General features: G+C 53.2%; 22 protein-coding genes. 10 read left to right on the forward strand and 12 right to left on the reverse strand.

What is annotated here, in order from left to right:
* Positions 1-34: 34 nt before the first annotated feature.
* The 3 genes from lpxM to znuA form a co-directional block, all read right to left on the reverse strand.
* Entirely contained in the window at positions 35-1,006 is a 972-nt protein-coding gene (gene lpxM, locus ACLJQJ_RS08280; protein WP_000448401.1) for a lauroyl-Kdo(2)-lipid IV(A) myristoyltransferase, read from the reverse strand.
* A gap of 116 nt (positions 1,007-1,122) precedes the next feature.
* Positions 1,123-2,442: a murein DD-endopeptidase MepM gene (mepM, locus tag ACLJQJ_RS08285; RefSeq protein WP_001184028.1), complete on the reverse strand. Its 1,320-nt coding sequence runs from the start codon at positions 2,440-2,442 to the stop codon at positions 1,123-1,125.
* 15 nt (positions 2,443-2,457) lie between these two features.
* Positions 2,458-3,402, reverse strand: coding sequence for a zinc ABC transporter substrate-binding protein ZnuA (gene znuA, locus ACLJQJ_RS08290; protein ID WP_000939597.1), 945 nt, complete (start codon positions 3,400-3,402; stop codon positions 2,458-2,460).
* 78 nt (positions 3,403-3,480) lie between these two features.
* Here znuA and znuC point away from each other — a divergent pair, with 78 nt between their 5' ends.
* Together znuC and znuB are read left to right on the forward strand one after the other, a co-directional pair.
* Positions 3,481-4,236 carry a zinc ABC transporter ATP-binding protein ZnuC gene (gene znuC, locus ACLJQJ_RS08295; protein WP_000203013.1) on the forward strand — a complete coding sequence of 252 codons (756 nt, stop codon included), beginning with the start codon at positions 3,481-3,483 and terminating at the stop codon, positions 4,234-4,236.
* Complete coding sequence (gene znuB, locus ACLJQJ_RS08300; protein ID WP_000571508.1) at positions 4,233-5,018, forward strand: zinc ABC transporter permease subunit ZnuB; 786 nt, start codon at positions 4,233-4,235, stop codon at positions 5,016-5,018. The genes znuC and znuB overlap by 4 nt, the downstream gene beginning before the upstream one ends.
* Positions 5,019-5,096: 78 nt before the next feature.
* Here znuB and ruvB read toward each other — a convergent pair whose 3' ends face one another.
* From ruvB to ACLJQJ_RS08315, 3 genes are all read right to left on the reverse strand, one after another.
* On the reverse strand, positions 5,097-6,107 hold the full coding sequence (gene ruvB / locus ACLJQJ_RS08305) for a Holliday junction branch migration DNA helicase RuvB (protein ID WP_000568504.1): 1,011 nt from the start codon (positions 6,105-6,107) through the stop codon (positions 5,097-5,099).
* A gap of 8 nt (positions 6,108-6,115) precedes the next feature.
* Positions 6,116-6,727: a Holliday junction branch migration protein RuvA gene (gene ruvA / locus ACLJQJ_RS08310; RefSeq protein WP_000580334.1), complete on the reverse strand. Its 612-nt coding sequence runs from the start codon at positions 6,725-6,727 to the stop codon at positions 6,116-6,118.
* A gap of 359 nt (positions 6,728-7,086) precedes the next feature.
* Positions 7,087-7,779, reverse strand: a complete 693-nt coding sequence (locus ACLJQJ_RS08315) for a hypothetical protein (protein WP_063809565.1) — start codon at positions 7,777-7,779, stop codon at positions 7,087-7,089.
* Positions 7,780-7,988: 209 nt separating this feature from the next.
* Between ACLJQJ_RS08315 and ACLJQJ_RS08320 the strand changes: the two genes are divergently transcribed.
* A complete protein-coding gene (locus ACLJQJ_RS08320; RefSeq protein ID WP_063809564.1) occupies positions 7,989-8,588 on the forward strand; it encodes a YebB family permuted papain-like enzyme in 600 nt (199 codons plus the stop codon).
* 1 nt (position 8,589) lies between these two features.
* Here the strand turns inward: ACLJQJ_RS08320 and ruvC are convergent, their stop codons facing one another.
* From ruvC to aspS, 4 genes are all read right to left on the reverse strand, one after another.
* Complete coding sequence (gene ruvC / locus ACLJQJ_RS08325; protein WP_000022509.1) at positions 8,590-9,111, reverse strand: crossover junction endodeoxyribonuclease RuvC; 522 nt, start codon at positions 9,109-9,111, stop codon at positions 8,590-8,592.
* A 36-nt stretch (positions 9,112-9,147) separates the two neighbouring features.
* Positions 9,148-9,888 (reverse strand): YebC/PmpR family DNA-binding transcriptional regulator, encoded by a 741-nt coding sequence (locus ACLJQJ_RS08330; protein WP_000907242.1) that lies wholly within the window; start codon positions 9,886-9,888, stop codon positions 9,148-9,150.
* 29 nt (positions 9,889-9,917) lie between these two features.
* A complete protein-coding gene (nudB, locus tag ACLJQJ_RS08335; RefSeq protein ID WP_000653693.1) occupies positions 9,918-10,370 on the reverse strand; it encodes a dihydroneopterin triphosphate diphosphatase in 453 nt (150 codons plus the stop codon).
* 93 nt (positions 10,371-10,463) lie between these two features.
* Positions 10,464-12,236: an aspartate--tRNA ligase gene (gene aspS, locus ACLJQJ_RS08340; RefSeq protein ID WP_001258633.1), complete on the reverse strand. Its 1,773-nt coding sequence runs from the start codon at positions 12,234-12,236 to the stop codon at positions 10,464-10,466.
* Positions 12,237-12,560: 324 nt separating this feature from the next.
* Here aspS and ACLJQJ_RS08345 point away from each other — a divergent pair, with 324 nt between their 5' ends.
* The 5 genes from ACLJQJ_RS08345 to cmoB are packed head-to-tail and all read left to right on the forward strand — an operon-like array spanning position 12,561 to position 16,142.
* Positions 12,561-13,127 carry a hydrolase gene (locus tag ACLJQJ_RS08345; RefSeq protein WP_000916146.1) on the forward strand — a complete coding sequence of 189 codons (567 nt, stop codon included), beginning with the start codon at positions 12,561-12,563 and terminating at the stop codon, positions 13,125-13,127.
* Positions 13,124-13,942: a DUF72 domain-containing protein gene (locus ACLJQJ_RS08350; protein WP_063809563.1), complete on the forward strand. Its 819-nt coding sequence runs from the start codon at positions 13,124-13,126 to the stop codon at positions 13,940-13,942. Before ACLJQJ_RS08345 ends, ACLJQJ_RS08350 begins: the two co-directional genes overlap by 4 nt.
* A gap of 52 nt (positions 13,943-13,994) precedes the next feature.
* On the forward strand, positions 13,995-14,390 hold the full coding sequence (locus ACLJQJ_RS08355; RefSeq protein WP_000252975.1) for an MAPEG family protein: 396 nt from the start codon (positions 13,995-13,997) through the stop codon (positions 14,388-14,390).
* A 40-nt stretch (positions 14,391-14,430) separates the two neighbouring features.
* Positions 14,431-15,174: a carboxy-S-adenosyl-L-methionine synthase CmoA gene (cmoA, locus tag ACLJQJ_RS08360; RefSeq protein WP_000019609.1), complete on the forward strand. Its 744-nt coding sequence runs from the start codon at positions 14,431-14,433 to the stop codon at positions 15,172-15,174.
* On the forward strand, positions 15,171-16,142 hold the full coding sequence (gene cmoB / locus ACLJQJ_RS08365) for a tRNA 5-methoxyuridine(34)/uridine 5-oxyacetic acid(34) synthase CmoB (RefSeq protein ID WP_063809562.1): 972 nt from the start codon (positions 15,171-15,173) through the stop codon (positions 16,140-16,142). Before cmoA ends, cmoB begins: the two co-directional genes overlap by 4 nt.
* Positions 16,143-16,377: 235 nt before the next feature.
* On the opposite strand, the gene cutC is transcribed toward cmoB, so the two are convergent.
* Both cutC and ACLJQJ_RS08375 read right to left on the reverse strand, forming a co-directional pair.
* Entirely contained in the window at positions 16,378-17,124 is a 747-nt protein-coding gene (gene cutC / locus ACLJQJ_RS08370) for a copper homeostasis protein CutC (RefSeq protein WP_063809561.1), read from the reverse strand.
* Positions 17,125-17,143: 19 nt separating this feature from the next.
* Positions 17,144-17,713, reverse strand: a complete 570-nt coding sequence (locus tag ACLJQJ_RS08375; protein ID WP_000024796.1) for a VOC family protein — start codon at positions 17,711-17,713, stop codon at positions 17,144-17,146.
* Between the two features lie 236 nt (positions 17,714-17,949).
* Between ACLJQJ_RS08375 and argS the strand changes: the two genes are divergently transcribed.
* On the forward strand, positions 17,950-19,683 hold the full coding sequence (gene argS / locus ACLJQJ_RS08380; protein WP_001025358.1) for an arginine--tRNA ligase: 1,734 nt from the start codon (positions 17,950-17,952) through the stop codon (positions 19,681-19,683).
* 188 nt (positions 19,684-19,871) lie between these two features.
* A complete protein-coding gene (mrdA, locus tag ACLJQJ_RS08385; protein WP_000142868.1) occupies positions 19,872-21,743 on the forward strand; it encodes a penicillin-binding protein 2 in 1,872 nt (623 codons plus the stop codon).
* Positions 21,744-21,763 lie beyond the last annotated feature (20 nt).

Genomic DNA, 21,763 nt, shown 5'->3' on the forward strand with positions numbered 1-21,763 from the left:
GTCAGCATAAAGCCTCTCTTACGAGAGGCTTTATTTATTTGATGGGATAAAGATCTTTACGCTTATACGGCTGAATCTCGCCTGGCTTGCGGGTTTTGAGCAGCTTCAGGATCCAGGTGTACTGTTCCGGATGCGGGCCGACAAAAATTTCGACCTCTTCGTTCATCCGTCTGGCGATAGTGTGGTCGTCAGCCGTGAGCAGATCGTCCATTGGCGGGCGAATCTGGATAGTCAGGCGATGCGTTTTACCATTATACACCGGGAAAAGCGGTATCACGCGTGCGCGGCACACTTTCATCAGCCGACCAATTGCAGGCAGCGTCGCTTTGTATGTCGCAAAGAAATCAACGAATTCACTATGCTCCGGGCCGTGATCCTGGTCCGGCAGGTAGTAACCCCAGTAGCCCTGACGAACAGACTGGATAAAGGGTTTAATCCCGTCATTACGCGCATGCAAACGTCCGCCGAAACGCCGACGCACTGTGTTCCAGATATAGTCAAAAACCGGATTACCCTGATTATGAAACATCGCCGCCATTTTTTGCCCCTGAGAGGCCATCAGCATGGCTGGAATGTCGACGCCCCAGCCATGCGGTACGAGAAAAATGACTTTTTCGTCGTTACGACGCATCTCCTCAATGATTTCCAGACCTTCCCAGTCAACACGCTGTTGAATTTTTTTCGGACCGCGCATCGCCAACTCAGCCATCATCGCCATTGCCTGTGGCGCGGTGGCGAACATCTCATCGACAATCGCTTCGCGCTCAGCTTCGCTACGCTGCGGAAAGCACAACGACAAATTAATTAGCGCCCGGCGACGAGAACTCTTCCCCAGCCGTCCGGCAAAACGCCCCAGCGTCGCCAGCAAAGGGTCGCGGAATGATGCCGGTGTTAATGCGATCCCCGCCATTGCCGCAGCGCCCAACCAGGCGCCCCAATACTGCGGATAGCGAAAGGATTTTTCGAATTCAGGGATATACTCACTATTATTTTTTTTGGTTTCCATGCTTTTCCAGGGTCTGCTGACGCGAAAAGGAATTGTGAATAGTGTAGCGACGTCTGCGTCTCACACAAAACAAAAAAGCCGGCACACATCGCGTACCGGCTCTGTCAGCGCATTTGTTAATCGAAGCGCAGTTGCGGCAGAACCTCTTTCACCTGTGCCAGGTATTCACGACGATCTGACCCCGTCAGACCTTCCGTGCGCGGCAATTTTGCTGTCAGAGGGTTAACGGCTTGCTGGTTGATCCATACCTCATAATGCAGATGCGGCCCTGTGGAACGCCCGGTGTTACCAGAAAGCGCAATACGATCGCCACGTTTCACTTTTTGCCCCGGTTTCACCAGCAGCTTACGCAAGTGCATGTAACGTGTGGTGTAGGTGCGTCCATGACGAATCGCAATGTAGTAACCGGCAGCGCCGCTACGTTTAGCGACCACGACCTCGCCATCCCCCACCGACAGCACCGGCGTACCCTGCGGCATCGCAAAGTCAACGCCACGATGCGGCGCAACGCGTCCGGTAACCGGGTTCAGACGACGCGGATTGAAGTTGGAGGAGATGCGGAACTGTTTGGCGGTCGGGAAGCGTAAAAAGCCTTTCGCCAGGCCAACACCGTTACGGTCATAGAATTTACCGTCAGCGGCGCGAATGGCGTAGTAATCTTTACCATCGGAACGCATACGCACGCCCAACAACTGACTCTGTTCACGCTTGCCATCCAGCATCTCGCGCGACATCAGAACCGAAAATTCATCGCCCTTTTTCAGCTTCCGAAAATCCATCTGCCACTGCATGGCTTTTATCACTGCGCTGATTTCGCTGCTGGTTAAACCGGCCTCTTTCGCGCTGGCGACAAAGCTACCCCCTACCGTGCCTTTCAGCAGACTGTTAACCCAGTCCCCCTGCTGCATTTCACTGCTCATTTTAAAACCGTTGGCAGTGCGATCGTAGGTACGCGTTTCACGGCGGGAGACTTCCCATGTCAGACGCTGTAAATCGCCATCGGCGGTCAGTGTCCAGGAAAGCTGTTGGCCAATTTTCAGATTGCGCAGCTCCTTATCAGAAGCGGCAAGTCGGCTAATATCGCTCATATCGATGCCGTACTGATTCAGAATGCTGCTTAACGTATCGCCTGTGGAGACGACGTATTCATGGACGCCGACTTCGCCTGCGGTTTTATCGTCCAGCTCATCCTGAGGAATAGCTTCATCTTCCTGCGCGGCCTGATCGATGGGTTCGCTGGCCTCCGGTAAGAGGGAACGAATCTCGCTTTTCTCCAGTTCAATAGTTTTAACGATTGGTGCGGATTCTGGGTGGTAAACATAGGGCCGCCATACGGCGACGGCCAGTGTCAGAACGGTAAGTGACCCCAGCATAACGCGGTGGGGTCGGGGCAGATTATTAAATGCCAGGGCGACAGAGCGGGCTATCTGTTGCACGTATTCACTTCCTCGTTAATCTCCTTTCAGGCAGCTCGCATACTGGTTGGCTAATTGGCTTAAAAACGCTGAATAGCTTGTTTTACCCAGTTTAATGTTCGTCCCGAGGGGGTCCAGTGTTCCCATTCGAACGGATGTCCCTCTCGCCACGGCTTCCACGACCGCTGGCCTGAATTGTGGCTCAGCAAAAACGCAGGTTGCTTTTTGCTCAACCAACTGTGTTCTTATTTCATGTAAACGCTGCGCGCCAGGTTGTATCTCAGGGTTCACGGTAAAGTGACCGAGCGGGGTGAGTCCGTAGTGTTTTTCGTAGTAACCGTAGGCGTCATGAAAAACGAAATACCCTTTCCCCTTGAGCGGCGCGAGCTCGTTACCGACCTGTTTATCGGTTGCGGCTAATTGTGCCTCAAAATCCTTCAGGTTGGCGTCGAGTTTGGCTCGACTTTGCGGCATAAGTTCCACTAATTTTTCATGGATTGCAACCGCTGTAGCCCGCGCTATCTCTGGGGAGAGCCAAAGATGCATGTTATATTCGCCGTGATGGTGATGTACGTCACCTTTTTCCTCATCGGCGCCCGTATGCGCATGTTCATCCTCATCATCATCCGCGCCCTTCATGAGTAACGGTTTTACATCGGCAAGTTGCGCAATGGTAACCTGCTTATTATCAGGGATATTCCTGACCGACTTCTCCATAAAGGCTTCCATTTCCGGGCCAACCCAGACGACTAAGTCCGCGCCCTGTAAGCGTTTTACGTCTGATGGACGCAATGAATAATCATGCTCGGAAGCCCCATCCGGAAGTAATACTTGTGTATCCGTAACGCCATCAGCAATGGCGGAAGCGATAAACCCAAGCGGTTTAAGCGAAGCGACAACGGCGGCGTCGGCAGCCTGGGTTGCACTCCCCCAAAGCGCGGCGGATAATGCTGCGAAAAGAAGCGTATTTTTCTGTAACATAATGCGACTAATCATCGTAATGAATGTGTGGAATGTGATATTATAACATTCTATCACTTCTGCAAGCCTAAAATTAACATGACAAGTTTAGTTTCACTGGAAAACGTCTCGGTCTCATTTGGTCAACGCCGCGTCCTCTCTGACGTGTCGCTTGAATTGAGCCCCGGAAAAATTTTAACGCTTCTCGGCCCTAACGGCGCGGGGAAGTCAACGCTTGTACGCGTGGTTTTAGGACTGGTAGCCCCTGATGATGGGGTGATCAAGCGCAACGGGCAACTCCGTATCGGCTATGTCCCGCAAAAGCTCTATCTCGATACCACGCTTCCGCTGACGGTAAACCGGTTTTTACGTTTACGTCCCGGCACGCAAAAAACGGATATTCTCCCGGCGCTTAAACGCGTTCAGGCCGGACATTTGATTGACGCGCCCATGCAAAAACTCTCCGGCGGTGAGACGCAGCGGGTACTGCTGGCCCGTGCTCTGCTTAACAGGCCGCAGTTGCTGGTACTTGATGAGCCGACGCAAGGCGTGGATGTCAACGGCCAGGTCGCGTTATACGACCTTATCGATCAGCTGCGCCGTGAACTCGATTGCGCCGTGCTGATGGTGTCGCATGACCTACATCTGGTCATGGCAAAGACGGATGAAGTGTTATGCCTGAACCATCATATTTGCTGTTCCGGCGCGCCGGAAGTGGTGTCTATGCATCCGGAATTTATCTCTATGTTTGGCCCGCGAGGCGCGGAGCAATTAGGGATTTATCGCCATCATCATAATCATCGCCACGATTTACAGGGTCGTATTGTACTGCGCCGGGGAAATGGTCACTCATGATTGAATTATTACTGCCCGGCTGGCTGGCCGGGATGATGCTGGCGTGCGCCGCTGGTCCTTTGGGCTCATTTGTGGTCTGGCGTCGGATGTCCTATTTTGGCGATACGCTGGCTCACGCGTCGCTTCTGGGCGTGGCGTTTGGCCTGTTGCTGGACGTTAACCCCTTTTATGCGGTAATCGCCGTTACGCTGCTGCTGGCCGCCGGTCTGGTATGGCTGGAGAAACGCCCTCACCTCGCGATTGATACCTTACTGGGCATTATGGCGCACAGCGCCTTATCTTTAGGACTGGTCGTGGTCAGCCTGATGTCCAACGTCCGCGTTGATTTAATGGCTTATCTGTTTGGCGATTTGCTGGCCGTCACGCCGGAAGATCTTATCTCGATCGCTATTGGGGTCGTTATTGTGCTGGCCATTCTCTTCTGGCAGTGGCGCAACTTGCTGTCAATGACTATCAGTCCGGATCTTGCCTTTGTCGATGGCGTGAAGTTACAGCGCGTGAAGCTGCTATTGATGCTGGTAACGGCGTTAACTATTGGCGTGGCGATGAAGTTTGTCGGAGCGCTGATCATTACGTCGCTGCTGATTATCCCCGCCGCAACCGCGCGTCGCTTTGCCCGTACGCCGGAACAGATGGCGGGCGTCGCCGTTGGTGTAGGTATGATAGCGGTTACAGGTGGACTGACCTTCTCAGCCTTTTATGATACCCCGGCAGGGCCATCCGTAGTGCTGTGTGCCGCGCTGCTGTTTATCTTCAGTATGATGAAAAAGCAGGCAAGCTAAGCGTGTGTTGCCCGGTGGCGCTGCGCTTACCGGGCCTACAAAATCGCCCAGGTCTGATGAGCGCAGCGACTTCAGGCGCTAAGGCATCTCTGGCGGCGTGATCCCGAAATGGTTCCAGGCGCGCACCGTTGCCATACGCCCACGCGGCGTGCGCTGCAAAAAGCCTTGCTGAATCAGATACGGCTCCAGCACATCCTCAATGGTTTCACGCTCTTCGCCAATCGCCGCCGCCAGGTTATCCAGGCCGACCGGTCCACCGAAGAATTTATCAATAACCGCCAGCAGCAGCTTGCGATCCATATAGTCAAACCCTTCCGCATCGACGTTCAGCATATCCAGCGCCTGCGCGGCAATTTCCGCTGAAATAGCCCCGTCATGCTTCACCTCGGCGAAATCACGCACACGTCTGAGCAGGCGGTTGGCTATACGCGGCGTACCGCGCGCCCGACGCGCCACCTCCAGCGCGCCGTCATCGCTCATCTCAAGCCCCATGTGCCTTGCGCTGCGCCCGACGATGTGCTGCAGATCGGGCACCTGGTAGAACTCCAGGCGCTGCACAATACCAAAACGGTCACGTAGCGGCGAGGTCAGCGAACCTGCTCGCGTCGTCGCGCCAATGAGCGTAAACGGCGGCAGATCGATCTTAATTGAACGTGCAGCAGGCCCTTCGCCAATCATAATATCCAACTGGTAATCTTCCATCGCCGGATAGAGTACCTCTTCCACCACCGGTGAAAGCCGATGAATCTCATCAATAAACAGCACATCATGCGGTTCAAGATTGGTGAGCATAGCCGCCAGATCGCCTGCTTTTTCCAGCACCGGGCCGGACGTGGTTCGGAGATTGACGCCCATTTCATTGGCAACGATATTCGCCAGAGTCGTTTTACCTAACCCTGGCGGGCCGAAAATCAGCAAGTGATCTAGTGCGTCGCCACGCAGTTTTGCCGCCTGAATAAAGATCTCCATCTGGGAGCGCACCTGCGGTTGGCCGACATATTCCGCCAATAACTTCGGGCGAATGGCGCGATCGGCGACGTCTTCTGCGATCGTGGCGCCTGCTGAAATCAGGCGATCTGCTTCTATCATCCTTTACCTCATAACGCGGCGCGTAACGCGTCGCGAATCAGTGTTTCACTGCTTGCATCCGGACGGGCGATCTTGTTTACCATCCGACTGGCTTCTTGCGGTTTATAACCCAGCGCCACCAGCGCAGCAACTGCTTCTTGTTCTGCATCTTCCGAGGTTGGGCTGGCCGGCGATGTCAATACCAGATCGACCGCTGGCGTAAAGAGATCGCCATGTAGCCCTTTAAAGCGGTCTTTCATTTCGACAATCAGCCTTTCGGCGGTTTTCTTGCCGATACCCGGCAGCTTCACCAGCGCACCAAGCTCTTCGCGCTCAACCGCATTGACGAACTGTTGCGCCGACATGCCGGAGAGGATCGCCAGCGCCAGCTTAGGCCCGACGCCATTCGTTTTAATTAGCTCTTTAAACAGCGTGCGCTCTTGCTTATTGTTGAATCCGTACAGCAACTGCGCATCTTCACGCACCACAAAGTGGGTGAAGACGATTGCCTCCTGCCCGGCCTCCGGCAGCTCGTAAAAGCAGGTCATAGGCATATGTACTTCATAGCCTACGCCCCCTGTCTCCAGCAGCACGATCGGGGGTTGTTTTTCGAGAATAATGCCTCTGAGTCTGCCTATCACATGACGCTCCTGCGTAAAGGGCTGAAAAGATAATGCACTATCATAAAAAAAGACTGGATGTTTATCCAGATGAAAAACACGTATCCCGATATTTCTCTACTCCAACAACCCGTGATGGTTAACGACGGGTACGCTCCCCGCTGCGTACAAAATAAGTCGTACACTCATTGACAACTTTTTGCGTCCTACGCGAATAACTTTTTGCCAACATGCCGTGGCGCACGTTCGGTAGTCTTCAATAATGAGTATCCTGATAACACTAATAATGTATCCAGTACGAATGCCAACAGCGGAACATCGGGCCTCCAAAAAAACAGACCCGAGAATAGATTTAATAATATTAACCACTAGCGCTGAATTTAATCGCATGTTGTTTTATCGTCGCGCGCAACAGATTTTAATTCGCCATGACACAATAAATATTGTACAAACTCATTTTTCATGCCATCGAAATTCACGGCTGGCATCCCTTCTGAATAACTATAATAAATATTCACATACTCTTCGCTACTAAAAAGTGCCTGTCGTTTTGCTGCTAACCCACGGCCTTTTGCTGCAATATACTGGAAGCAGTGGCCGCTGGCGCCACAGCTCCGCCCATCATCAACAATATATATATCGGCAGCGTTAAACAGCTGTTCCAGCCAGCACTGGCGAATCGTTCCGGCCGCACAAACCAAAAATAATGATGCGCTAATCATCCACCCGGATTTTTTTACCGATGTCATAGCCAGGAAAGCCATAAAGCACGCTGCCTGCAGGCACAAAACCAGTTCTTTATTCCCGGCAACCAAATGCCACTGGTTAAATAATAAGGTAATGAAAACTGAACTCAATGTTGCCAACAGTCTGGTCCTGAACCGCCTGACAGGGAGAAGCAAAAATAATAATGAAATCGTCCCTGGCTTTAATAAAAAAACAACAGTATTAGCCTCTGCCATATCAATACTCAAACAATAACAAAAACTAATAAATAGATGAAAGATAATAGCAACAAAAATACAAGAAAAATAAAATACCCAACCTATTCTCATTGGTTTATCATCAACCACGTCATACTCCCTGTCAATATGAGAGATCAGATGATGAGAAATTTACCACCTTAATCCCCCCCCAAATATATTTGCGATATTAATTCCAATAAATGAAATATTCACCATACATATTTCGATGACACTAAGGCTTGTCATTTATCTGGTATAATGCTAACTACCCTGTAGAATAAATAAAAGGAATTTATTTCAAATAATGGAATGCAGAGATGAAAAAACATTATTCTGTCCAATATGAAACCGGGGATATCGTCTTTACCTGTATAGGTGCCGCGCTTTTCGGCCAGATATCCACCGCTTCACAGTGCTGGAGCAACCATGTTGGGATTATTATTGGTCATAATGGTGATGACTATCTGGTGGCGGAAAGTCGCGTCCCCCTCTCAACCGTCACCACGCTGTCACTATTTATACAACGTTCAGCCGGACAACGTTACGCCGTTCGCCGTCTGCGCGGCGGCCTGACGGTCGAGCAGAAACTCGCCATCATGGAGCAGGTTCCCGCCCGGCTGAATAAGTTTTATCACACGGGGTTTAAATACGAGTCATCGCGCCAGTTCTGCTCGAAATTTGTGTTTGATATCTATAAAGAAGCATTGTGTATTCCGGTAGGCGATATTGAGACATTCGAAGAATTACTTCACAGCAATCCTGATGCGAAACTCACCTTCTGGAAGTTCTGGTTTTTAGGTTCAATCCCGTGGGATCGTAAGACGGTGACGCCAGCCAGCCTGTGGCAACATCCCAATTTAGAATTAATTAGCGCCTGTGGAATTGAAACCCCTCAACGCGAGGCTGAGGGAGAATGATTTAGCGCAACCTTCCCCGCGCCAGATTGAGTCGGCTCTCGCTCATTTGCATCGCGTTCTGGCTAACGTGGCAATGCGTAATGGCGATAGCCAGCGCATCCGCGGCATCGGCCTGCGGGTTAGCGGGGAGCTTCAGCAACGTGCGCACCATATGCTGAACCTGGCTTTTCTCCGCGCTACCAATACCGACGACGGTTTGCTTCACCTGACGCGCCGCGTATTCAAACACGGGCAGTTCCTGGTTGACCGCGGCGACAATCGCGACGCCGCGCGCCTGTCCCAGCTTGAGGGCTGAATCGGCGTTCTTCGCCATAAACACCTGTTCGATAGCAAAATAGTCCGGCTGGAACTGCGTGATGATTTCCGTCACGCCTGCGTATATGAGCTTCAAACGAGACGGCAAATCATCGACTTTGGTGCGAATACATCCGCTGCCCAGATAGGTCAGTTGTCTGCCTACCTGGCGGATAACGCCATAACCGGTAATGCGCGAGCCGGGGTCAATACCGAGAATAATCGACACGCTATACCCCCTGCCCGCCGGCGTTTAACAGCACCATTACAGGGTCGCCGCCACCTCATCAGAGATCTCACCGTTATGGTAGACTTCCTGGACATCGTCACAGTCTTCCAGCATATCGATCAGACGTAGCAGTTTCGGCGCGGTTTCCGCATCCATATCCGCTTTGGTTGACGGGATCATAGACACTTCGGCGCTGTCCGCTTTCAGACCCGCCGCTTCCAGCGCGTCACGCACTTTGCCCATCTCTTCCCAGGCAGTGTAAACATCAATCGCGCCATCATCATAGGTCACAACATCTTCCGCACCGGCTTCCAGAGCGGCTTCCATGATGGTGTCTTCATCGCCTTTCTCAAAGGAGATGACCCCTTTCTTACTGAACAGGTACGCCACTGAGCCATCGGTACCCAGATTACCGCCGCACTTGCTGAAAGCATGACGCACTTCCGCTACGGTACGGTTACGGTTGTCACTCAGACACTCAATCATAATGGCCGTGCCGCCAGGACCATAACCTTCATAGATGATGGTTTCCATGTTCGAGTCTTCATCACCACCCACACCGCGAGCGATGGCACGGTTCAGAGTGTCGCGGGTCATGTTGTTGGCCAGCGCTTTATCTACGGCCGCGCGCAGACGCGGGTTGGCATCCGGATCGCCGCCGCCCAATTTAGCTGCCGTTACCAGTTCACGAATAATTTTAGTGAAGATTTTACCGCGCTTGGCATCCTGCGCAGCTTTACGATGTCTGGTGTTGGCCCATTTACTATGACCTGCCATAAATATTTCCTCAAAAAAAGCGCGCCTTTTCAGGCGACGTTAATGACAAACTCTTCAATCGCTTGCCGGTTACTCCAGGACTTGGTAAGCGCCGCCGCGTCAGGCGCATCAAGCCACTGGTACGTCAGATGTTCAGTGAATATCACCTGCCGCTCATGCGGTAACGCAAGGCAGAACCAGAATTCTGTATTGTGCATGACGCCCGGCGCATAGCGATGACGTAAATGTGAAAAAATTTCGAACTCCACCGTACGCTGGCAGTCGATTAAGGTCAGTTGCTCTGCCGCAACATCAATCGTGACCTCCTCTTTGACTTCACGTACGGCGGCCTGCAACGCGGTCTCCCCTTCTTCTATGCTGCCAGTCACTGACTGCCAAAAATCCGGGTCATCGCGTCGCTGCAACATTAGCACCCGTTTCGTATCCTGCGCGAAAATAACCACCAGGACCGAAACGGGGCGCTTGTACACTTTATCCTTCACGCGACCTCGTTGTTGGCTGTTGGGTGACGGATGAGACTCGCCCCTGCGGGCCGCCGCGATATCACGCGAATGATGTCGTGTACATTGTTCATATCAGTTATTCTCAGCTTTCTTTACAACCTGAATCCCCAACTCCGTCAACGCTGCCTGGTTGGCAAAACTCGGCGCTTCAGTCATCAGACACGCGGCGGCGGTCGTTTTCGGGAAGGCGATAACATCACGAATATTGTCGGTGCCGGTCAACAGCATGGTCAGACGGTCCAGACCAAACGCCAGGCCCGCGTGCGGCGGCGTACCGTATTTCAACGCATCCAACAGGAAGCCGAACTTCTCGCGCTGCTCCTGCTCATTGATACCGAGAATACCAAATACGGTTTGCTGCATTTCACCGTTGTGAATACGCACCGAACCGCCACCCACTTCATAGCCGTTAATCACCATATCGTAAGCGTTAGCGACGGCTTCTTCCGGCGCAGTTTTCAGTTCAGACGCCGTCATGTCACGCGGGGCGGTGAACGGATGGTGCATCGCGGTCAGACCGCCTTCGCCGTCGTCTTCGAACATCGGGAAGTCAATCACCCACAGCGGCGCCCATTTGTCTTCGTCGGTCAGGCTCAGGTCTTTGCCCAGTTTCAGACGCAACGCGCCCAGCGCATCGGCAACCACTTTTTTGTTATCTGCGCCGAAGAAGATCATGTCGCCGTCCTGCGCGCCGGTACGTTCAAGGATAGCCTCGACAATGTCGGCGGTCAGGAACTTGGCCACCGGACTGTTAATCCCGTCCAGACCTTTCGCGCGCTCGTTAACTTTGATATACGCCAGGCCTTTCGCGCCGTAGATCTTAACAAAGTTACCATAATCGTCGATCTGCTTACGGCTAAGCTGTGCGCCGCCAGGCACACGCAGCGCTGCCACGCGGCCTTTCGGATCGTTAGCCGGGCCCGCGAAGACCGCGAACTCTACCGATTTCAGCAGGTCAGCGACATCTACCAGTTCCATCGGGTTACGCAGGTCTGGCTTGTCGGAACCGTAGCGACGTTCCGCTTCGGCAAACGTCATGACCGGGAAATCCCCCAGATCCACGCCTTTCACTTCCAGCCACAAATGGCGCACCAGCGCTTCCATCACTTCGCGCACCTGTGGCGCGGTCATGAAGGAGGTCTCGACGTCGATCTGAGTAAACTCCGGCTGACGGTCAGCACGTAAGTCTTCATCACGGAAGCATTTGACTATCTGATAGTAACGGTCGAAACCGGACATCATCAGGAGCTGTTTGAACAGCTGCGGCGACTGCGGCAACGCGTAGAATTTACCTTTGTGCACGCGCGAAGGCACCAGATAGTCGCGCGCGCCTTCCGGCGTGGCTTTGGTCAGCATCGGCGTTTCAATATCAAGGAAACCGTGATCGTCCATAAAACGACGCACCAGGCTGGTAATTTTGGCGCGAGTTTTCAGGCGCTGCGCCATTTCCGGACGACGCAAATCCAGATAGCGGTACTTGAGACGCGCCTCTTCGGTATTAACGTGGTTAGCGTCAAGCGGCAGTGAGTCTGCGCGGTTGATGATAGTGAGAGAGGACGCCAGCACTTCTATTTCGCCGGTCGCCATATCCGCATTGACGTTTTTCGCGTCACGCGCACGCACGGTGCCCGTAACCTGAATGCAGAACTCATTACGCAGTTCAGAGGCCAGCTTTAACGCGTCCGCACGATCCGGATCGAAGAACACCTGCACAATACCTTCGCGGTCGCGCATATCGATAAAGATCAGGCTGCCAAGATCACGACGACGGTTGACCCAACCACACAGAGTCACCTGCTGCCCCACGTGGGACAGACGTAGCTGTCCGCAATATTCTGTACGCATGAGATATCCCTTAACTTAGCCGCAGGCGGATTGTTGCCTGCCATGCAGGCGACGAAGTCGCAGCTTTAGCTGTATGTCACAACTGGATGAAAAAAGGCGGCTATTATACTGGAAATTCTGCCGCACGATAAGAGTCAATCCAGCATGGGAGCGATAACTTGCCCGTTTCATGCGGTATCGACACTTGGTTCATACTGACTGTACCCGGGTTTTTCACGCGGGTATTGCGTATGCTCACAAAAATTAACAATATTTGTCGCCGCTTTCCTCTTTAATCGCGCTTAAGGTGTAGTGAAATCCGCTATTTTTAGGAGAGTGATTATCATGCTGAAACTCAACGCGACCACAACCGCCCTGGTGGTTATTGATTTACAGGAAGGAATTCTTCCGTTTGCCGGCGGCCCGTATACGGCAAATGAGGTGGTCGCCCGCGCCGCGCGGCTGGCGGAAAAGTGTCGCGCCAACGGCTCGCCCGTGGTTATGGTACGCGTCGGATGGTCTGATGATTATGCCGAGGCGTTAAAACAGCCGGTGGATGCCGCAACGCCTGCGCACGCGTTGCCGGAAAACTGGTGGACCTGGCCTACGGCATTGGGTAAAAAGGACAGCGATCTGGTAGTGACTAAACGCCAGTGGGGCGCGTTTTACGGCACCGACCTGGAATTACAGCTTCGCCGCCGGGGTATCGACACCATTATATTGTGCGGAATCTCAACCAATATCGGCGTCGAATCCACAGCGCGTAACGCCTGGGAGTTAGGATTTAACCTTATTATTGCCGAAGATGCCTGTAGCGCCGCCAGCAGTGAGCAGCATCAGAGCAGTATGACGCATATTTTCCCGCGCATTGGCCGGGTACGCAGCGTAGAGGATATTTTAAACGCCTTATGATCTACATTGGCTTGCCGCAATGGTCGCACCCGAAATGGGCGCGGCTCGGCATCACCAGTCTGGAAGAGTATGCCCGCCACTTTAACTGCGTGGAGGGCAACACCACGCTTTACGCGCTGCCGAAAGCGGAAATTGTCGATCGCTGGTATGCGCAAACTACGGACGATTTCCGTTTTTGCTTTAAATTTCCCGCCACCATTTCTCACCAGGCCGCGCTGCGCCATTGCGACGATCTGGTACAGGCGTTTTTTACCCGCCTGGCGCCGCTGGAAACGCGTATTGGCCAATACTGGCTGCAGCTGCCCGCCGCCTTTGGACCGCGCGATCTCCCCGCCTTATGGCAGTTTCTTGATGCGCTCCCCGCCACGTTTACCTATGGCGTAGAAGTTCGTCATCCGTGTTTTTTTGACAAAGGTGAGGATGAACAGCGGCTCAATCGCGGGTTACACGCGCGCGGCGTAAACCGCGTGATCCTGGATAGTCGTCCGGTACATGCCGCCCATCCCCACAGCGAAGCCGTCCGCGACGCGCAGCGAAAAAAACCCAAAGTCCCGGTACATGCGGTCGTGACGGCCAGCCATCCGATGGTGCGTTTTATCGGTAGCGATAATATGGCGCAAAACCGTGAGTTTTTCGCCGCCTGGTTGCAGAAACTCCCGCAGTGGCGGCAGACCACCATGCCTTTTCTGTTTTTACATACTCCGGATATCGCGCAGGCGCCGGAACTGGTGAATACGCTTTGGCATGATTTACGCAGCGTCTTACCGGAAATCGGCACTGCTCCGTCCATTCCACAGCAATCTTCTCTTTTCTGAAAATGCCCCCTATCATAGACAGTGCCATCAGCCATTTTAAAAGGGAGTTTGTATGGTAAGCGCGCTGTATGCCGTTTTGGGTGCGTTATTATTAATGAAGTTCTCTTTTAATGTCGTTCGCTTGCGAATGCAGTACCGTGTCGCCTATGGCGACGGCGGTTTTAGCGAATTGCAAAGCGCCATCCGTATTCATGGCAACGCGGTGGAATATATTCCTGTCGCGCTGGTGCTGCTGCTGTTTATGGAAATGAACGGCGCCGAAACGTGGATGGTGCATATCTGCGGCATCATTTTAATCGCCGGTCGGCTGATGCATTATTACGGTTTTCACCACCGCCTGTTCCGCTGGCGGCGGGCGGGGATGAGCGCGACCTGGTGCGCATTGTTGCTGATGGTGCTGGCAAACCTGTGGTATATGCCCTGGGAGTTGGTTTTCTCCCTGTATTAGCGCACAATATGCGCCTTTATTTTTCCCGGATGTATACGTTATGTCTCACCGCGACACGCTTTTTTCTGCGCCTATCGCCCGTCTCGGCGACTGGACTTTTGATGAACGAGTAGCCGAAGTTTTCCCCGACATGATTCAGCGTTCGGTACCAGGCTACTCCAACATCATCTCCATGATCGGCATGTTAGCTGAACGCTTTGTGCAGCCGAACACGCAGGTCTACGATCTGGGCTGCTCGCTGGGCGCCGCGACGCTGTCTGTTCGGCGTAATATCCGCCATGAGCATTGTCGCATTATCGCCGTCGATAACTCCCCGGCCATGATTGAACGCTGCCGCCGTCATATTGATGCGTATAAAGCGCCTACGCCGGTTGAAGTCGTTGAAGGCGATATCCGCGATATCACTATTGAAAACGCCTCGATGGTAGTGCTGAATTTTACCCTGCAATTCCTTGAACCTGCCGAACGCCAGGCATTGCTGGATAAGATTTACCTGGGGTTGAATCCCGGCGGCGCGCTGGTACTGTCGGAAAAATTTAGCTTTGAAGACGCGAAAGTGGGCGAGCTGTTATTCAACATGCACCACGATTTTAAACGCGCTAATGGGTACAGCGAACTGGAGATCAGCCAGAAGCGCAGTATGCTGGAAAACGTGATGCTCACCGACTCGGTGGAAACACATAAAGCGCGCCTGCGTCAGGCGGGTTTCGAACACAGTGAACTGTGGTTCCAGTGCTTTAATTTCGGGTCGCTTGTCGCGTTAAAAGCCGGAGTTGCCGCATGATCGAGTTTGGTAACTTTTATCAGCTCATTGCTAAAAATCATCTCTCCCACTGGCTGGAAACATTGCCCGCGCAGATTGCCGCCTGGCAACGCGAGCAGCAGCATGGCTTGTTTAAACAGTGGTCGAACGCGGTAGAATTTTTACCGGAAATGACGCCCTGGCGGCTGGATTTACTGCACAGCGTCACGGCGGAAAGCGAAACGCCGCTCAGCGAAGGTCAGCTAAAGCGTATTGATACATTGCTGCGTAATCTGATGCCGTGGCGTAAAGGCCCGTTCTCGCTTTATGGCGTAGATATTGATACCGAATGGCGCTCCGACTGGAAGTGGGATCGCGTACTGCCGCATCTGTCAGATTTAACCGGCCGGACGATCCTTGATGTCGGCTGCGGCAGCGGCTATCACCTGTGGCGGATGATTGGCGCGGGCGCACATCTGGCGGTCGGCATCGATCCTACACAGCTTTTCCTCTGCCAGTTTGAGGCGGTGCGTAAACTGTTGGGTAACGATCAGCGCGCGCATCTGCTGCCGTTGGGCATTGAACAACTCCCGGCACTGAAAGCATTTGATACCGTCTTCTCGATGGGGGTGCTTTATCACCGTCGCTCGCCGCTGGAACATCTGTGGCAGTTAAAAGATCAGTTGGTCAACGAGGGTGAACTGGTACTGGAAACGCTGGTCATCGACGGCGACGAAAATACCGTTTTGGTGCCGGGTGACCGCTACGCGCAGATGCGTAACGTCTATTTTATTCCTTCCGCGCCGGCATTAAAAAAATGGCTGGAAAAATGCGGCTTTGTTGATGTGCGTATCGCTGACGTTTGCGTCACTACCACCGAAGAGCAGCGCCGTACCGAATGGATGGTTACCGAGTCGCTGGCCGATTTCCTCGACCCGAACGATCGCAGCAAGACGGTGGAAGGCTATCCCGCCCCGCAGCGCGCGGTGCTGATTGCGCGTAAACCGTGATGGATTGTCGAATGATCGTTACGTATAGCACCGTTTCTCCAAAATAGCTCAAGTTGCAGCAAGGCGGCAACGCAGCAAATCCCCGGGAACGTAGGTAGCTACGTGACCGGGGTGCGCGAGGCGGCCAACGCTGCTGCGGCTTGAAATATGAAGGAGAAAAAAAGGCCCCTGTTGAATTGGCAGGGGCCTGGTACGAGCAAGCATCATATTGGGCGACATGATGCAACGGTAAAAATCATTTGGCCTGATGGCGAACAATGATTCCTTTCATTTCAGCGACCGCCGCACCCTCTACCCTATAGCGAGAATACTCGTCCGCCTGTATATCGGCAGACATCGATAACCCCTGATTGCGATAGCGCATCGGCGAAGGCAATAAGACTCCGGCGGAACTGTGTACTTCCCGTACTCCGGCATTGAGGAAATTCTGCAGGTTATTTGCACGAACCCCCGCACCAGCCATAATGGTTGGAGCATCCCCCTGGGCAATAAGTTCCATAATTATTGATAAACCTTGCGCCGCATCGGCTTTTTGTCCGGAAGTCAGTACTCTTGCTACGCCTGCGTCAGCCAGATTCTTTAGCGCATTGAAGGGATTAGCGCACATATCGAAGGCGCGGTGGAATGTCACCGCCAGCGGCCCGGCCGCCGCCATTATTTTTTCCATTCGCGACATATCGACATCCCCATCAACGGTCAACACGCCAGTAACCAGCCCGGGAAAACCCAACTCTCTGACGAGGCGAATATCTTCCAGCATGGCGGCAAATTCGCCGTCAGTGTAATAAAAATCCCCGCCGCGAGGACGAATAATCGGATGTACGGGAATCGTAATATGCTCGCGCACGCTGCGTAAGACGCCCAGCGAAGGCGTAAGCCCGCCTTCTTTCGGCGCGGCGCACAGTTCGATACGATCCGCGCCGTTTCGCTGCGCGGTGAGCGCGCATTCCATGCTGTAACAACAGATCTCAAGTAACGCCATATTCACTCCGCTCGGCAGGTTAATGGGCCGCCTGTTCGCTGGCGACAATCGCTTCAATCGACCATGGATGAAATTTTACCGTGACGCGGCCATCGGTCACAGCCAGCGTAGGGTTTGGCAAACGTTCATGCTCGCCCTGTGGCGAACTGGTTTTAACCACGATCCCCGGCTGACTAAGCCCCTCATCCGACAACAACGCCAGAGCCCTCGCGTTCAAGGTCTCCGGCTCGCCGGGCAGCACGATTTCAATATGCTCCCACCCTTCGTGTGGATAGCGTTTTTCTCCCGGCCACGGTAATTCAATAACAGAAAACCGCCAGTGTTCCACACATACCGGTTCATGCAGTTTAAACAGACAAATCGGCCTGCCGTTGATGATATTTTCCGACAGTAGCTCGCCGCATTGTTCAAAACCGCGACGCCAACGCTCCGCCGTCGTATTCTGGTGACAGCGCAATGAAATGTGATCGGCCTCAAGGGCGCTAATCTGCAGACCAAGGCGAGTGGAAAGTTCTCTGAACGCCAGAGTGAATCGCGGTAAATCTGCGGAAATATCATGCAGTTCATCAATGTGTTGCCAGTTCGCCATATCAGGACGCTCTTCTTGCTGTGAAAACCGCTAATTTACGCTGTTGCGCCCCGGCAACCAACCTTTGATTTGATTGGGCGTTTATTGAATGCTTATGCAGATTATTGTTGCGTATATTTCTGGCGACGCGCCGCGCGCGCAATGCTGACGCCAACGGGCATTTGCAGTATACTCCCGCCCTAATTCTTAAACTGGCGCGGGCAATACAGTCCGCTTCATAAACGTAAGGTATTCCGGTGAATATTCAGGCTCTTCTCTCAGAAAAAGTTAGTCAGGCCATGATTGCTGCAGGCGCGCCTGCAGATTGCGAGCCCCAGGTTCGTCAGTCAGCCAAAGTTCAGTTCGGCGACTATCAGGCCAACGGCATGATGGCAGTTGCGAAAAAACTGGGTATGGCCCCCCGACAACTTGCAGAGCAGGTGCTGACTCATCTGGATCTCAGCGGCATCGCCAGCAAGGTTGAAATCGCCGGCCCTGGCTTTATCAATATTTTCCTCGAACCGGCTTTTCTCGCTGAACAGGTGCAACAGGCGCTGGCCTCCGATCGTCTGGGCGTTTCTCAGCCGACTCGTCAGACAATTGTCGTCGACTACTCCGCGCCCAACGTCGCGAAAGAGATGCACGTCGGTCATCTACGCTCCACGATTATCGGCGATGCGGCAGTACGCACGCTGGAGTTTCTGGGCCATCATGTTATTCGCGCTAACCACGTCGGCGACTGGGGCACCCAGTTCGGTATGCTTATCGCCTGGCTGGAAAAACAGCAGCAGGAAAACGCGGGCGACATGGCGCTGGCGGATCTCGAAGGATTCTACCGCGATGCGAAAAAGCATTATGACGAAGATGAAGCGTTTGCCGAGCGCGCGCGTAACTACGTCGTCAAATTGCAGAGCGGTGATGCCTATTTCCGTGAGATGTGGCGTAAGCTGGTTGATATCACGATGACGCAAAACCAGATCACCTATGATCGTCTGAACGTCACTCTGACGCGTGACGATGTGATGGGCGAAAGTCTGTATAATCCGATGCTGCCGGGCATCGTCGCCGATCTGAAAGCCAAAGGCCTGGCGGTTGAAAGCGAAGGCGCAACGGTGGTTTTCCTTGATGAGTTTAAAAACAAGGAAGGCGACCCGATGGGCGTCATTATTCAGAAGAAAGATGGCGGTTATCTGTATACCACTACCGATATCGCCTGCGCCAAATACCGTTACGAAACGCTGCACGCCGACCGCGTGCTCTACTACATTGACTCCCGTCAGCACCAGCACCTGATGCAGGCCTGGACCATTGTGCGCAAAGCCGGTTATGTGCCGGATTCCGTTCCGCTGGAACACCACATGTTCGGCATGATGTTGGGTAAAGACGGTAAACCGTTTAAAACTCGCGCGGGCGGTACGGTGAAACTGGCGGACCTGCTGGATGAGGCGCTGGAGCGCGCGCGTCGTCTGGTGGCGGAGAAGAACCCGGATATGCCGGCTGACGAGCTGGAAAAACTGGCTAACGCCGTCGGTATTGGCGCGGTGAAATACGCCGATTTGTCAAAAAACCGCACCACTGACTATATCTTCGACTGGGATAATATGTTGGCTTTCGAAGGCAATACCGCACCTTATATGCAGTATGCCTATACGCGTGTGCTGTCTGTTTTCCGTAAAGCGGACATCGACGAGCAGGCGCTGGCGAGCGCGCCGGTTATCATTAGCGAAGATCGCGAAGCGCAACTCGCCGCCCGTCTGCTGCAGTTTGAAGAAACCCTGACGGTGGTCGCGCGTGAAGGTACGCCGCACGTCATGTGCGCGTATCTGTATGACGTCGCCGGGCTGTTCTCCGGCTTCTACGAGCACTGCCCTATTCTCAGCGCCGAGAATGACGCGGTTCGCAATAGCCGCTTAAAACTGGCGCAACTGACGGCGAAGACGCTGAAACTGGGTCTGGATACGTTGGGTATCGAAACCGTAGAACGCATGTAAACGCGCCGTCGTTAACATCATCAGGCCTGACTCCGGGTAACGGACTCAGGCCTTTTTATTGCCACAGCGGTATATCTGTAACAAATCACAAGGAATGACACATTTCTATAGAGAGATGGAACATCTTTTACCTGTGCTGGCGCTGACCGCCCCGTATCATTAGGCGGCGGATTGTTCAGGTACAGGTAATGACTTTTAAAGACTTTGATGCGGAAGAGAAACTCTTCCTGAGACGTGTGATTGTGGCGTTTGGTGTAGTGGTTGTCTGCTTTGGTATCCTGATCTTCAACCTCTATAACTTGCAAATCCGTCAGCACCACTACTACACCACCCGTTCGAATGAGAACGATATCAAGATGCTACCCGTCGCGCCCACGCGCGGCATCATTTACGATCGCAACGGCATTCCGCTGGTGCGTAACGTAACCTGGTATGATATCGCGGTTACGCCCTATAAAATTGCCGATATGGATGCGCTGCTAAAACAGCTCACCCCTATTGTTGATCTCTCCCCCGATGATATCGCCGACTTTCGCCGCGCGCTAAAATCCAGTAGCCGCTATCGTCCGGTAGTGCTCAAAAACGCGCTAACGGATGTTGAAATCGCACGCTTTGCGGTCAATCAGTTTCATTTCAACGGCGTCACGATCAATAGCTATCAGGATCGGCAGTATCCTTACGGCGCGGAGCTGGCGCATGTTCTCGGTTACGTGTCAAAGATAAACGATAACGACCTTAAAGCGCTGGATAAAAAAGGGCTGGCAGAGAATTACGCGGCGGACCATAACATCGGTAAACAGGGGATTGAGCGTTACTACGAAAACGATCTTCATGGCAAAACCGGTTATCAGGAGGTCGAGGTGGATAATCACGGGCGTATTGTCCGCCTGCTGAAAGACGTTCCTCCCATCGCGGGTAAGAACATTCACCTGACGCTGGATCTCCATTTACAAGAGTACATTGAAAGTTTGCTGGCCGGGCAACGTGCTGCCGTACTGGTTGAAGATCCGCACGATGGTTCAGTGCTGGCGATGGTATCTATGCCCAGCTACGACCCGAACCCCTTTGTAAAAGGCATTAGCTATCAGGATTACGGCAAACTGCTGCACGATAAAAATCTGCCGCTGATCAACCGCGTGACGCAAGGGCTTTATCCCCCGGCGTCAACGGTTAAACCCTATATGGCGATGTCCGCGCTGTTATGCGGGATTATTACGCCGCAAACCACCTTCTTTGGCGCGCCAACCTGGACGCTTCCCGGCACGCAGCGTCATTACCGGGACTGGAAAAAAACCGGACACGGTATGCTGGATGTCACTAAAGCGATTGAGGAATCTGCGGATACCTTTTTCTATCAGGTCGCTTATATGATGGGTATTGACCGTATCGACACGATGTTGTCTCAGTTCGGCTATGGCAAACCGACGGGCATCGACCTTAATGAAGAGTATGACGGGCTGCTTCCCAGCCGCGCATGGAAACAGCGGGTCCATAAAAAAGCCTGGTATCAGGGCGATACCATCTCTGTCGGCATCGGCCAGGGCTACTGGATTGCCACCCCCATCCAGATGGTAAAAGCGATGGTGGCGCTCATCAACAACGGTAAGGTGATTGCCCCTCACCTGTTACTCAATGAAGAGAGCGGCAAAACGGTGGTTCCGTATCGTCCTTCAGGAACACCGGCACAGATAGCCGATCCGGCGTCGCCATACTGGGGACTGGTGCGTCAGGCGATGTACGGCATGGCGAATGCACCCAACGGAACGGGCTATAAGTTCTTTCACACCGCGCCCTACGGCATTGCGGCCAAAAGCGGCACGTCGCAGGTGTTTAGCCTGAAAGAAAATCAGACCTACAATGCGAAAATGATCCCCATTCGCCTGCGCGATCATGTGTTTTATACCGCTTTTGCACCGTATAAAAACCCTAAGGTCGCTATTGCCTTGATTCTGGAAAACGGCGGAAGCGACGGCGTTACCGCCGCGCCCATCATGCGAAAAATCCTTGACCACCTGTTTGATCCACAGGCTGATACCACACAGTCGGGTCAGGCGCCATAGTCAAATAAGCAAAGCGCCAT

It is taken from the genome of Salmonella sp. SAL04202, assembly GCF_046550775.1.
Taxonomy (GTDB): domain Bacteria; phylum Pseudomonadota; class Gammaproteobacteria; order Enterobacterales; family Enterobacteriaceae; genus Salmonella; species Salmonella enterica.